10 protein-coding genes are annotated in these 13,330 nt (G+C 52.2%); 5 read left to right on the plus strand and 5 right to left on the minus strand.

Features of this window, described 5'->3' with window-relative positions; all coding sequences use genetic code 11:
• Positions 1–17: 17 nt before the first annotated feature.
• Positions 18–1,352 carry an MFS transporter gene (locus KB554_RS01545; protein WP_211034768.1) on the minus strand — a complete coding sequence of 445 codons (1,335 nt, stop codon included), beginning with the start codon at positions 1,350–1,352 and terminating at the stop codon, positions 18–20.
• A gap of 165 nt (positions 1,353–1,517) precedes the next feature.
• Here KB554_RS01545 and KB554_RS01550 point away from each other — a divergent pair, with 165 nt between their 5' ends.
• On the plus strand, positions 1,518–2,417 hold the full coding sequence (locus tag KB554_RS01550; protein ID WP_211034769.1) for a helix-turn-helix domain-containing protein: 900 nt from the start codon (positions 1,518–1,520) through the stop codon (positions 2,415–2,417).
• On the opposite strand, the gene KB554_RS01555 is transcribed toward KB554_RS01550, so the two are convergent.
• The gene (locus tag KB554_RS01555) at positions 2,418–3,734 is read right to left on the minus strand and encodes a cytidylate kinase family protein (RefSeq protein ID WP_211034770.1); all 1,317 of its coding nucleotides are present in this window, start codon (positions 3,732–3,734) and stop codon (positions 2,418–2,420) included. It abuts the gene before it with no gap.
• Between the two features lie 14 nt (positions 3,735–3,748).
• Positions 3,749–4,594 carry an aldo/keto reductase gene (locus KB554_RS01560; RefSeq protein ID WP_211034771.1) on the minus strand — a complete coding sequence of 282 codons (846 nt, stop codon included), beginning with the start codon at positions 4,592–4,594 and terminating at the stop codon, positions 3,749–3,751.
• Positions 4,595–4,843: 249 nt separating this feature from the next.
• Here KB554_RS01560 and KB554_RS01565 point away from each other — a divergent pair, with 249 nt between their 5' ends.
• From KB554_RS01565 to KB554_RS01580, 4 genes are all read left to right on the plus strand, one after another.
• A complete protein-coding gene (locus KB554_RS01565) occupies positions 4,844–5,710 on the plus strand; it encodes a DUF4747 family protein (protein WP_211034772.1) in 867 nt (288 codons plus the stop codon).
• A 4-nt stretch (positions 5,711–5,714) separates the two neighbouring features.
• Entirely contained in the window at positions 5,715–6,356 is a 642-nt protein-coding gene (locus KB554_RS01570) for a hypothetical protein (protein ID WP_211034773.1), read from the plus strand.
• On the plus strand, positions 6,334–7,371 hold the full coding sequence (locus KB554_RS01575; protein ID WP_211034774.1) for a nucleoid-associated protein: 1,038 nt from the start codon (positions 6,334–6,336) through the stop codon (positions 7,369–7,371). The genes KB554_RS01570 and KB554_RS01575 overlap by 23 nt, the downstream gene beginning before the upstream one ends.
• Positions 7,372–8,094: 723 nt before the next feature.
• Positions 8,095–11,283 (plus strand): GH92 family glycosyl hydrolase, encoded by a 3,189-nt coding sequence (locus tag KB554_RS01580; protein WP_242116222.1) that lies wholly within the window; start codon positions 8,095–8,097, stop codon positions 11,281–11,283.
• A gap of 91 nt (positions 11,284–11,374) precedes the next feature.
• Here the strand turns inward: KB554_RS01580 and KB554_RS01585 are convergent, their stop codons facing one another.
• Complete coding sequence (locus tag KB554_RS01585; protein ID WP_141429634.1) at positions 11,375–12,544, minus strand: MFS transporter; 1,170 nt, start codon at positions 12,542–12,544, stop codon at positions 11,375–11,377.
• Between the two features lie 13 nt (positions 12,545–12,557).
• Complete coding sequence (locus KB554_RS01590; RefSeq protein ID WP_141429633.1) at positions 12,558–13,289, minus strand: GntR family transcriptional regulator; 732 nt, start codon at positions 13,287–13,289, stop codon at positions 12,558–12,560.
• Positions 13,290–13,330 lie beyond the last annotated feature (41 nt).

A 13,330-nucleotide genomic window follows, 5' to 3' on the forward strand; every position in this document is an offset into this window, starting at 1 on the left:
ACGAGATTCGTCCGGCTCTATTTCCCGACCTGTTTTCTCTGATATAATCGGACGAAAGTCACGACAAATGCCGTTACGATAAAGATTGTTGCGATAATCATCCCGATACGGCATCGCGCCGCCATATCTGAAGCGTCCGCTCCTGCCGCGACCATTACGGATAGGCCGATCGCCCCGCCTATCTGATGGGCGGCGTTCACCAGTCCAGAAGCCGCTCCCGCATCGTTCGGTTCTACATGCTCGATACCCAAATTCGTGAGTGGACTCAATGTCAGTCCATTCCCGATGCCGAGCACGATCATGGGCAGGGCAATCCCTGTAAGATAGGGACTTCCGGCATTGAGCAGGGACAGCCATGCAAAACCGATGAGCATGCACATCAATCCGACTGCCAATACGTGTCTATTCCCGTGTTTGCCGACCAAACGCGGGACCTCGATCGCGGTAAGAAACGTAAATACCGTCATAGGCAGGAAGCCGACACCTGCCAGCAACGGTGTAAAGCCATATACCTCCTGCATGTATTCCGAAATCGTGAAATTGAACCCCATCATCGCACCGACGAACATGGCTCTTGCCGCATATGCCCTCCAACGTGTCGCGCTGCGGAACAACCGCAACGGCATGATCGGTACGGCCGTTCTCGCTTCGACCCGGACAAAGGCGGCCAATGCCGACAGAGCGGCACACGACCATAGCCATACGTTCCGTGCTCCGTTGATGGCATAGACGAAAGCGAAAATTCCGATAACCGACAGCAACGTGCCCCATATATCGAACGGCTCTTTTTTCGTTTCGCCCCGCTGCAACACTCTGGCGGAAACGACCAACATGAAAACGATGAACGGGATATTGACCAGAAAACCGTCGCGCCACGAAAGAAAACTCGTAATCGCCCCGCCGAAGACAAGACCGAAACAAAGGCCCAATCCCGAAATGGAACTGTACCACGCAACGGCCTTGACCCGTTCCGCCCCCTCGAAATAATCCATGATCAAAGCCAGCGAAGTCGGGGCCAATATAGCCGAACCGACGCCTTGAATGAAGCGTGCGGCGATCATTACAGCTGCCGTCCATGCAATACCTGCCAACAGGGAACCGATACCGAACAACATGAGCGAAAGGTTCAGAATCCGTTTACGACCGAACGTGTCGCTCAATCGTCCGCCCAGTAGCATAAAACCTCCCCAAGCCAACACATAGGCGTTCTGCACCCATGAAAGCAAAGAGGGCGACAGGCGCAGATCAGCGGCGATTTTCGTCACCCCCGTGATTACAATCGAACCGTCGATGGCCGTAATGAAGTAGCTCAATAGAATAATTGTCAGTATCAGTTTTTTCTTTGTCTTCATGCTCGTCCGATTTCTTGAACGGGTGCAAAATTACGGGACTTCGCATCCCGGAGCGTTGCGAATACCACGGAAAGAATTGCAATTTTCATCGGTCGGTTCAAGAAAACCATTCGTTATCATAGCAGGTTGAAACCGAATGATTAACTTTGCACGAAGTTGCAGATTATGAGTGAAACGGTAGAGGTAAACGATATTCAGCGCTATTGCGACATGATCGGGGCGCGGACGCAGCATCCGCTTGTCGGTGTCGTGGACTTTTCCGAACTGCCGCCGATCCGTTATACCATTCCCCGCCGCCTGTTCGGTTATTATGCCGTTTATCTGAAGGGGAACAGGCATACCGCCTTGTATTACGGTCGCAGCGAGTACGACTACGAAGAAGGGACGCTCGTGTTCATCGCTCCGGGGCAGGTGGCCGGGGCGGAAGAGGACGGACAGTTACGACAAGTAAAAGGTTATGTGTTGATGTTTCACCCTGATTTCCTACGAGGAACATCGCTTGAACAAATCATAAAGCGATACTCCTATTTCTCATACGATACTCGTGAGGCTTTGCACTTGACGGAACGAGAACGGGTGGTTTTCGTGGAATGCCTGATGCGGATTCGGGACGAGTTGCTGCATTTCGATGAACAGAGCAAGGAGCTTATCATAGATTACATCAAACTGACCCTCGATTACTGTGTCCGGTTCTACGACCGTCAGTTCCAGACCCGTACGGAAGCGAACCACGATATTCTCGCCCGGTTGGAAAAATTGCTCGACGACTATTTCCTGTCTTCCGCACCTATGGAACAAGGATTGCCGAATGTGCAGTACTGCGCCGACCAGTTGTGTCTCTCGACGAATTATTTGAGCGATCTTGTCCGCAAGGAGACCGGAATATCGGCCTTGAAGCATATTCACTGCAAAACGCTGGATGCAGCAAAAGAGCGGCTCGCGGACCGCTCGAAATCGGTCAGTCGTATCGCCGAAGAACTGGGATTCTCTTCATCCTCGCATTTTACCAACTGGTTCAAGAGAATGACCGGCCGCACTCCGCATGAATACCGGACACCGATCTGATCATCGGCGGACGGCATCCCGGATCATCCCGACAGCCCCGTCTATCCCCGTTTTGGAACTGTTCAGCACCAGATCGTAGTTGTCTGCGTCAGCCCACTTCCGTCCCGTATACCGCCAGTAGTGGTTGGAACGTTCCTTATTGATCTTTTCGATCTCCGCTTCGGCATCTTCAGGCGCAATACCGTACTCTTCCACAACCCTTTTCCGTGCCTGCTCCATATCGGCCCGGACGAACACGCGGAAACACTCGGCCCGATTACGCAATACGAAATCGGCGCATCTTCCGATAATGATACAGGAACCTTTTGCCGCCGAATCACGGATAATACGGCTCTCGGTAACGAATATGGCATCGTCTTCGGAAAGTTCCATGTCGGGGAGAACACCGCCGCCTTCCGCGAAAACCATTTCGAGCAGCTGGATCGGGGTCGTGGATTGTTCCCGTTCCATAACGACTTTCGGCGAAAAGCCCAACTCTTCGGCTGTCTTGTCGATGATATTCTTGTCGTAGAGAGGGATTCCGAGTGTCTCTGCAAGTCTTTCGCCGATTTCATGCCCGCCGCTTCCGTACTGGCGGGAAATGGTAATGACCAAAGACGTATTTCCATCAGGGACAGCAGATTTTCCGGTGATCCTTTCGCCCGTCAGCCAACAGTCTAACCAGTGCATGTGTGGGGAGACGCATCTGACGACGATTCCTACATAAAACATGGAAAATAGCGTACCTGCGCCGACCAGGTCCCAACGCCAACGGCCGAACACGATATAGCAGCATATGGCAGCGACGGCAACAAGGAATACATCGAAAGCGATTTTCACTTTACCGAAGTCGATATGAAAAACCCTTGAGATGGTAATGGGCAGTCCCTCGCCGGGAATCAACAGTATGTCGCTGCGTACCTCCCAAACCACGCCTATGCCCAGTATCGCACCGGCCACCGCCAACTGAACCCACCGTGCGGAGTACCCCAACAGCGTATCGCTCCATTGCAACGATTCGGTTAGCCACATACCCAAATCCGAGAAAAAACCGAACAGCAGGCATACGCCGAGTTGCAGTATTTGTATTTTCTGAAAGTCCTTGCGGAGCAGCAGCCATTGTAACAGTACGAAAAAGAACTGCATACAAAAAATCCAACCACCGACGGTAAGAGGCGATGCTGGAATCATACTCAACACGTAAGGCGGACAAGTAATCGGCGAAGAGCCTAAATTAGCCCGGATAGTGAGGGCTACGCCTATACCCAACACAAATAAGGAAAAGACAAACGACAACGTCCGTCTTCCCCATTCGGCGATACTTCTTTGCTCTTTCATCGTATGCTGAATTTTCAATCCAGTTTGTAGTGCAGCAGGAAATCGACCAGTTCCGGATCGTAATGGGAAAAGAAGAGGCTCTCTTCCCGGTCCAGCGTAGCGATGACGGACATATCGTCATCCGAGAGATGAAAATCGAACACCTCTATATTTGCCTTCATGCGTTCGATATGGGTCGATTTCGGAATGACGACCACATTGCGTTGAATCAGGTAACGCAGGGCTGCCTGCGCGGCGGTCTTCCCGTATTTGTGACCGATCGTGAGCAGGGTTTCGTTCGTGAAAAAATTATTGCGGCCCTCTGCAAACGGCCCCCATGACATCAGTTGCGTACCGTAACGGCGCATAAGCTTCTGCGCTTTGATTTGTTGGTTGAACACATGGGTCTCGACCTGATTGACGGCAGGCTTTATTGCCACATGTTCCGCAAGGTCAATAAAACGGTCTGGATAGAAGTTCGACACTCCGATGGCCCGTACTTTTCCGGCTCGATAAGCCCATTCCATCGCCCGCCATGTTCCGTAATAATCGCCGAAGGGCTGATGGATCAGCAGCAGATCAACATAATCGGTCTGCAACTTACGCAACGATTCATCGATAGATGCAGCAGCACGTTCTTCCCCGGCATTGGTGATCCATACTTTGGTCGTGATGAACAGCTCTTCACGCGGCACGCCGCTTTTACGGACGGCATTACCTACTTGTTCTTCGTTGAAATAAGCCTGTGCTGTATCGATCGAACGATAACCGACAGCAATAGCATCCGCGACACAACGTTCGCACTCTTCGGGAGCTACCTGATAAACACCGTAACCCAAAATCGGCATCTCGACGCCATTATTCAATTTTACTGTTTCCATATGCTGTAATTTGCCGCAAAATTACAGCGCCGAAATTAGAACAACGGTACGAATATTACGGATAAAATTGCAAATTTCATCGGTCGCTGTATTTTTGTATTTCGACGCAGAATTTCTATAACATACAGATGCCAAACATTTCTCTGCCTTGAATAGTCTCGTATTCAATCACATTATTGCTAAAAAATCCCTATATTTGAAATTAAAAGGTGACAGAAAGCTCCTAATTTATTTAAGTAAAATACTATTATGGCAAGACGAAGAAGCTCAGAACGGAACTACAAAGTCCAAATGATCAATATTAAGTTGCTATCAAATAATCGTAGCGGGGATAATGCTTATACAGACATTATTACTCAAATTAAAAATCACAAAGTATCTATTTCTGTATATGGAGACACTCATATGATCTTGAGAACTCAGTTCCCTGATATTGTAAAAATCGGAGATAATAATTACAACATACTATACGGCAAAATTGCCAAATACACAGTAATCGATGGCAATGATTGGCTGAATATGAACAACATGGAGGTTGAAGCTGTGGAACTGCCAGAAGGGAGGTTCCCAAATCTCAAAGAGGCTGAATATGTATTTGTACCAGCCGCTCATAGGCTTGCTATACTTCAAACTTCCGATCAAAATATTGGCAGTATCAGTCTCGTCTACAAATTTCTATTGGATGCAGTTAAGACTGTGATTGGCCAAGATGAAGATTTTGAAATATGTATAGAACAATCAGAAGATGTATTTGAAAGAATAATCAATGCTGAAGCAATAAAAAAACTTTTCATCGATATATCTTATAGTAATGCCGATACAGGCGAAGAAGCATTTGCTTTTATGGATGCACAAATTCGTGAAAGTGAAATGAAAAGGCTTAAATTAGAAGCAACCCCCAATCATACCGGTAATATTAAAACGGATTCCACTTTGGTTAAAGGAGCACTAAAAGTTGCTCAAAGTAACGGTTATGCTCGGGCAACAATTGTAGAGAACGGCAGAAGGCAAATAGTCGTGACCAAAGATCATCCTAAAGAGTTACTTTTTAGATGTGAAGAAACAGCCATCAGATTAAATGTTGTCACTCGTATAATAGAGTTATTTAGGCGTTAGTTTAATGGAAACAAATGACGATATAAAAAGGCAGCATCCATTCAGCAGAATCGGCATCTTCAATAAATACACAAAAAAGAAGATGCTAAAATCTCATGCAACTATATATAGCCTAATCTTTTCTTTAATTTTGTGTATCACAATATGGATTACTGGAGACTATGCCACATATTACAATACCTTAATCAAACTAACTGATGTTGCACTATCTCTATTCCCTAATTTTTTAGGGTTTTGCATTGGTGGATATGCATTGATAATAGGCGCAAGCAATATTGAGGTACTAAAAAAGATGTCAAAACCGCTCCCTAATGGTAGCCATCTTAGTTTTTTCCAAGTCTTGAGTAGCATTTTTGCCGCGTCATTAATAATACAATGTGTTACGTTATTCTTTGCATACATATTACAAATATTAGTAAATATGCAATTAGATGCCGTAAGCGATGATATAGGAGTAGTTACCAATTTATTCTTAATATTTATTCTTGTGTTCCTTACATCTATGTCAATATTACTACTGTACTACACTGTCATAAACATTTTTAACTTCGGCCAAGCAGTACATCTAACAATAAGAATAGAAGATAGGGATAATCAAACTATCGAAGAAAAAGCACAAAATCATGATACAGAACGCAATAATTAAGAACATATATTGTCATTATGTTGGCAATAGAGCCACAGAAGAAGGAATTGTACTTTCTTCGAAAGAATTAAATCCAAGTGACAAGATAATGGAAAAATTACTTACATTTTTCCTTATACCATTAAAAATGGATTATCTTAATGTCTTTTATCATGAAGCAGATTTGAACTTGAATGAGGTTTATGCTTATGCTTCAAAGATATTCGAAAATCCTAAAAAGTTAGGAGAACAATCAGTAAATCTCGCAAAACATCTTTACGAGCACAGCAACCATCCTAAGATCAAAGGTGGAGAATTTTATGTAGTCTATTTTGACGAGTGTACTATCAATGGAGAGACCGTTGATGCTGTTGGCTTGTTCAAATCAGAAAATAAAGATACATTTTTGAAAATATATCCATCCGAAGATGGTTTTGAAATTGAGAGTCAACAGGGTGTTGATATCAACAAACTCGATAAAGGATGTCTTATCTTCAACACAGAAAAAGAAAACGGCTATGTCGTTGCTGTTGTCGATAATACGAATAAAGGAGCAGAGGCACACTATTGGATAGATGATTTTCTGCATATTCGGCAACGTAAAGACGAGTATTATAATACTCAGAATATCATAGCAATGACGAAAAATTTTGTAACAAAAGCTCTCCCTCAAGAATTTGAAATATCCAAAGCTGACCAAGCAGACTTAACAAATAGAACTCTAAATTTTTTCAAAGAAAAAGACACCTTTAATATAGATGAGTTCACTAATGAAGTAATTGGGCAGCCAGAAGTAATCGATAGTTTTAATAAATATAGAAATGAGTATCAAAAGGAACAAGATATAGAAATTGCAGATAGTTTTACAATTTCAGATACGGCTGTAAAAAAGCAAGCGCGTGTATTGAAAAGCATTATCAAGCTGGATAAAAATTTTCACATTTACATCCACGGCAACAACCAATACATCAAGAAAGGTTATGACGAAACGACAGGAATGTATTTTTATCAATTATTTTTTAAGGAAGAACTATAGTATTATTCTGTTTTTTTGAATAAATTAGGGGAGTACGACACAACACGACAAAGTTGTATAACCACGTTGTGACCTACGTTAGAAACAAGCAGTAAGTTGAAGCCGAATCAAAAGGAACTAACCACTCGAAAATGCCGCTTATAGCAGCATATAAGCGGCATTTTCAGGAAAACCCCAGACGGATCACAGGGTGATTCCGGCTGGTTCACTTTAGATCCCAGCGGGTTCACGAAACAAGGCTGACAGCCTAATCAAAAGCGATCGCAAGATCGCTTCTTTCGTATATATCCCTCTGCATATCGGCCTGCGGCGACATTTGCTTCCCGAACAGGCATTTCGCCATTCCCCCGCTATCCGTATCCTCCGACTACGGCACAACTGGTCACCGAGAGCCGGCCTGCGACAGCCGCCAGCGTAACCGAATCGGAACCGTCCCGCGACACACTGCGGCAACAGGCTTCGAACCGGATCGTATTTCAAGTATTTGAATTTGCCCCATCCGCTTTATCAGATCGGTATCGGATTCTCCCACCCGTTCGGCCGTCGGTCATTCATTTCTCTTCGGCACTCAATAGAATGAAGAATCCAGCACAAATTCCGGATCTTCTGAACGGAATCCGTGCCTCGCATTTTGATATTTCGAAGATATCGGTTATTTTTGTCCCGACTAATAATAAATGTTTATACATTTATATTCTCTCACGAACCGAAAACTGCAATACGATGAAGATGAAAAGCCTTATGCGGCCGGCGTTCGTCCTGAGCTGCGCCCTGGCCGTACGGACTGCGGCGGCGTCCGATGCGACGATCTGGACGGTGGGCGAACCGGACGGCCGTCCCGACGGGTTCGCCCTTGCGCCCGACGGATTCCGGGACTTCCTGGCCCGGGACTTCGGCTACGAGGACAAATTCTATCTGGTCGGGCACTCCGATCCTTCGACCGATTTTCCCTATGTGCTGCCGGGGCCGGCCGACACGTGGGGCGGAACCTGGCCCACGTCGGGATGGCGCACCCACGAGGTCAATATCCTTTTCGGCCTCGACGAACAGCCCGATGACGACTGCCTGCTGGCGGTCGATCTGGCGGATTACGCCAAGCGGTTCCCGCCACTGGTCAAGGTGAGCGTAAACGGACAGGATGCCTGGTTCCGACTCAACGACCCCGACGATCCGACCGCTGCCGGCCGCCGTTACGGCCAGCAGGAGCCGACTGTCGATACGCTTTCGCTGACCGGACGCTTCGAGCGTGCGACGCCGCGCCGGCTCGAGATGCCGCTCCGGCGCGGCACGCTGCGCAAGGGCGGCAACACGGTGCATGTGACCGTGCTCGAAGGGTCGTGGATACTCTTCGACCGGGTGGCGCTCGAGGGCCCATCGTCCGTACGTCCGACGCAGTCCGAAGGGTTGTTCGTGCGCGACGTGGCGGCGGCTCCGTATGAATCGGACCATGACGGCAAGCGTGTGCAGCCGTTGCTGGTCGATGTCGAGTGGCTCGGAGCGACACCGACGCTGAGCGTCGAGATAGACGGCCGCGAACTCTTCAACCGACGCGTCGAGGCGGGCCGTTCGCGCTTCGAGGTGCCGATGCCTGCCGTGCGCCGCGCCCGGACGAGCTGCTACCGGGTGCTGTGCGACGGACGCGAAGTGGCCTCCGGATGTATCGAACGGGCTCCCCGACCCGAGCAAACCCTGGCCGACTACGTCGATACGCGCATCGGTACGGCCCACTCGCGATGGATGATCGCTCCCGGACCGTGGATGCCTTTCGGCATGGTCAAGCTCTCGCCCGACAACCAGAATGCAGGCTGGCAGGCCGGCTACCAGCCTTCGTTCGAGACGATCGGCTGTTTCAGCCACATTCACGAGTGGACGCTCGGCGGACTGGGTCTCATGGCGACCAACGGCGAGCTGAAGGTCCGGGTCGGAGACGAGCGCAACCCCGACGAGGGCTACCGCTCGCGCATCGACAAACGGACGGAGCAAGCCGGAATCGGCTGCTATGCGGCCGACCTGACCGATTACGGGATCCATGCCGAGGTGACCGCCACGACGCGTTGCGGATTCAGCCGTTTCACCTTCCCGACGGACCGGGGCGAGGGCCGTATCCTCATCGAACTGCACCCGCAGGCCGAATACGACTTCGAGTTGCGCGACGTCTCGGTCCGGCAGGCGGGCGACCGGCGGATCGAGGGCTCGTGCCGCCAATATTCGCGGGGAGTCTGGAGCAACGATGCCGACCAGGACTATACGCTGCATTTCGTCATCGAATTCGACCGGCCGATCAAGCGGCTGGGCAGCTGGTGCGACGATGAACTCCAACAGCAGACAGACGGCCTGTCGTGCGGACCGTGCCGCGAGGCCGGACTCTTCGCCGTCTTCGATCCTGCGGAGGATTCCGTCGTTCAGGTGCGCTCGGGCATCTCGCTCGTGAGCGTCGGGAACGCCTCCGAGAACCTATCCACGGAGATTTCGGTCCCCTTCGGCTGGAACTTCGAGGCCGTGTGCGCCAACCAGCGGGCGACGTGGAACGATCTTTTCTCCCGCGTTCGGGTCCGCTCGGACGACTACCTCGAAAAGCAGCGTTTCTACAACAACATGTACCGCGCGCTTTGCAGTCGCAATACGTGGAGCGACGTCAATGGCGAGTGGGTCTCGACCGACGGCCGGGTACGCTGCGTGGCCGATCCGGCAAACGATGCGATGCTCGGATGCGATGCCTTCTGGAACACCTTCTGGAACCTCAATCCCTTCTGGAACCTCGTGACGCCCGAGTGGTCGGGCCGCTGGGTGCGCTCGCAACTGGCGATGTACGATGCCAACGGATGGCTGGCCAAGGGCCCTGCGGGCCTGAACTACGTCCCGGTGATGGTCGCCGAACACGAGATTCCGCTGATCGTCTCGGCCTGGCAGATGGGCATCCGCGACTTCGACGGACAGAAAGCCCTCGAGGCGGCCGTGAAGATGCAGACGACGCCCGCACGGAAGGTTTTCAACGGCTTTGCCGGCAACCGCGATCTGGCGGCCTACATGCAATACCACTACGTGCCGAGCGACAAGGGCCGCTTCTCGAACACGATGGAGTACTCCTACGACGACTGGACGGTCGGCCAACTGGCCCGCGCCCTCGGCGACGACGAGACGTGGCGGACCTTCAACGACCGCGGCTATTGGTGGCGGAACGTCATCAGCGATGCCGGCTACTGCCATCTGCGCGACAGCGAGGGCCGCTGGGCTGCCCCCTTCGACCCCTTCCGCAGCGGGGCCAACCACCACTATGTCGAGGGCAACGCCTGGCAGCTTACCTTTTTCGTGCCGCAGGATATTCCGGCTTTGGTGCGGAAAATCGGACGCGAGCGCTTCCTCGAGCGTCTGGAATGGGGCTTCGCGCAGGACGAGGCGTGGCGCTACAACGCTCCCAACGATCAGTATTGGGACCACCCCGTCGTGCAGGGCAACCAACAGTCGATGCACTTCGCCTTTCTGTTCAACTACGCCGGCGCCCCGTGGCTGACGCAGCGCTGGAGCCGCTCGATCCTGGACCGCTATTACGGTCGCGGCATCGCCAACGCCTACCTCGGCGACGAGGATCAGGGACAGATGAGCGCCTGGGCCGTTTTGGCCTCGCTCGGACTCTTCCAGACCGACGGAGGCTGCCGCGTGGATCCGGTCTTCGAGATCGCCAGTCCGATTTTCGAAGAGGTGACGATCGACCTCGGCGGACGCTACGGCCGCGGCGAGACCTTCACCATCCGAGCGAAAAACGCTTCGCGCCGCAACATCTACGTGCAGCGTGCAGCGCTCGACGGTAAGCCGCTCCGGAGTTTCCGCTTCCCGGCCGCCGCTCTGCTCGACGGCGGAGAACTGGAGCTGGAAATGGGCCCCGAACCCAACCGGGCATGGGGCGTGGAGTGATTCTTCCCCGGTCCGGACACGAAAGAGCGGCGGCGAAACCCTGCGAGGTTCGCCGCCGCTCCCTTGCTCGGCCCGGGAACGTTGCGTCCGTTTATTTTCCCGTCTCGAAACGGCGCAGCAGGAGGGCGCAGACGGCCAGGTAGGCCATACAGCAACCGATGACGACGAGCGATCCGATCTGACTGCCGGCGAAATCGGCCGAGGCGCCCATCAGCGGCGGGATCACTGCACCGCCGCAGACACCCGTAATCATCAGCCCCGAGATCTCGTTGGCCTTGTCCGGATGGCTCTTGAGCGCCGCCGAATAGATCACCGAGAAGATACTCGAACAGGCGAAGCCGATCAGTCCGACCAGCACCAGCATGCCGGCCGTTGCATGGGTGAACCAGAGTGCGATCATGGCGGCGATGGCGGCGAAAATGTGAATCCGGAAGTAGCGGACATCGCTCATGCGCACGAGCAGGAGCGAACCGAGCAGTGCGCCGACCGTACGGCAGACAAAGTAGACGCTCGATCCGATTCCGGCCTGCTCGACGGCGTATCCGCTGCGCTCGATGAGCAGCTTGGGTGCGACCGTATTCATGCCCACATCGACGCCCACGACGAAGACGATGCCGAGGAAAAGGATCAGCACCGTGCGGTCCTTCAGCAGCGAGAAGGCCGCTCCGACCGACGAAGCAGGCTGCGTTTCGCGCGACTCGCGGATCGGGGTGCAGAGAAGCCAGAGGGCCGACAGCAGCGTGATGGCGGCATAGATCGGGAAGAGGTACTGCCAGTCGCCCAGCTCTCCGGCGGCGAATGCGGCGATGAACGGTCCGCAGAACGACGACACGGCTTTGACCACCTGTCCGGCCGTGAGCGAACTGGTCAGCGTCTCGGGGCGCACGACATTCGTCAGCAGCGGGTTGAGCGACACCTGCAGCAGCGTGTTGCCGATGCCCAGCAGGGCGAAGGCCGCCATGCAGGTGACCAGATTGTAATCGATGAAGGGGATGAGCATGCCGGCGACGGTGACGAGGTTGCTCGCCTGCACCATCTTCTTGCGCCCGATGCGGTTCATGACCAGTGCCGCGGGGATCGAGAGCAGCAGGAACCAGATGAAGACCATCGAGGGAATGAATCCGGCGAGGGTCTCGTTGAGTGCGAAATCTTTCTGCACGTAGCTGGTCGAGATACCCACCACGTCGCAGAATCCCATCACGAAGAAACCGAAGAGGACGGGCAGCAGTTTGCTTACGGAGCGGTTGTCGTTTTTATTCATCGGATCGTTCGGGTTATTTCTCGGCTTCGATACGGTAGGTGAACGAATCGGCACGGTAATAGCCGACGTTGAACTCGACGGGGAATCCCGTGGCATCGAGCACCAGCCGCTTGCGCCTGAGAATCGGATCGCCGACCCTGATGCCGAGTTTGGCGGCCAGCTCCTCGTCGGCCAGCATGGCGCTCACCTCCTCGACCGACTTGTGGACGATGACGCCGTAGCGCTGTTCGAGCATCGTGTAGAGAGGCTGTGTGAAGTCCTCCTCGCCGGTCATCCCGATGGCGGGGTTGAAATAGGAATAGAAATAGACGATCGGCGCCTGCTCGCTGCCGCGCACGCGCGACATGCGCAACATGCGCATGTCGGAAGCCACCCGGAAGAACCGGGTCACCTCGGGAGCGGCCTGTTCCCAACATATATGCAGTTCGTAATTTTTGATCGTGATGCCCAGCGCCTTCATCTCCTGCGAGAAACTCATCCAGTTGCGGGCGTTGCTGCTGGCCCTGCCCAGCGTATTGACCGTGGTGCCCACCCCCTTCTTGCGGATCAGCAGGCCTTCGTTCACCAACCGGTTGATGGCCTGTCTGAGGGTGTTGCGCGATATCTTGAGCTCCTGTGCGAGTTCCACTTCGTTGGGCAGGATGGCTCCCGAACGGTATTTCTCGGTATTGATCATCTGGCGCAGGATATGTTCCGCCTGCACGTGATAGGGCGTCTTGCTCGAAAAATCAATCTGTGCGTTCATCTTCTGTCGGTAGTTGGATTCGCCAGTACAAAGATAATCGT

Origin of the sequence: Alistipes sp. Marseille-P2263 (assembly GCF_018101075.1) — a bacterium.
In the GTDB taxonomy this organism is placed as follows: domain Bacteria; phylum Bacteroidota; class Bacteroidia; order Bacteroidales; family Rikenellaceae; genus Alistipes; species Alistipes dispar.

Excerpts from the sequence above, each read along its gene's own strand:
- KB554_RS01545 (WP_211034768.1), bottom strand. The coding sequence starts at position 1,352 with ATGAAGACAAAGAAAAAACTGATACTGACAATTATTCTATTGAGCTAC.
- KB554_RS01550 (WP_211034769.1), top strand. The coding sequence starts at position 1,518 with ATGAGTGAAACGGTAGAGGTAAACGATATTCAGCGCTATTGCGACATG.
- KB554_RS01555 (WP_211034770.1), bottom strand. The coding sequence starts at position 3,734 with ATGAAAGAGCAAAGAAGTATCGCCGAATGGGGAAGACGGACGTTGTCG.
- KB554_RS01560 (WP_211034771.1), bottom strand. The coding sequence starts at position 4,594 with ATGGAAACAGTAAAATTGAATAATGGCGTCGAGATGCCGATTTTGGGT.
- KB554_RS01565 (WP_211034772.1), top strand. The coding sequence starts at position 4,844 with ATGGCAAGACGAAGAAGCTCAGAACGGAACTACAAAGTCCAAATGATC.
- KB554_RS01570 (WP_211034773.1), top strand. The coding sequence starts at position 5,715 with ATGGAAACAAATGACGATATAAAAAGGCAGCATCCATTCAGCAGAATC.
- KB554_RS01575 (WP_211034774.1), top strand. The coding sequence starts at position 6,334 with ATGATACAGAACGCAATAATTAAGAACATATATTGTCATTATGTTGGC.
- KB554_RS01580 (WP_242116222.1), top strand. The coding sequence starts at position 8,095 with ATGAAGATGAAAAGCCTTATGCGGCCGGCGTTCGTCCTGAGCTGCGCC.
- KB554_RS01585 (WP_141429634.1), bottom strand. The coding sequence starts at position 12,544 with ATGAATAAAAACGACAACCGCTCCGTAAGCAAACTGCTGCCCGTCCTC.
- KB554_RS01590 (WP_141429633.1), bottom strand. The coding sequence starts at position 13,289 with ATGAACGCACAGATTGATTTTTCGAGCAAGACGCCCTATCACGTGCAG.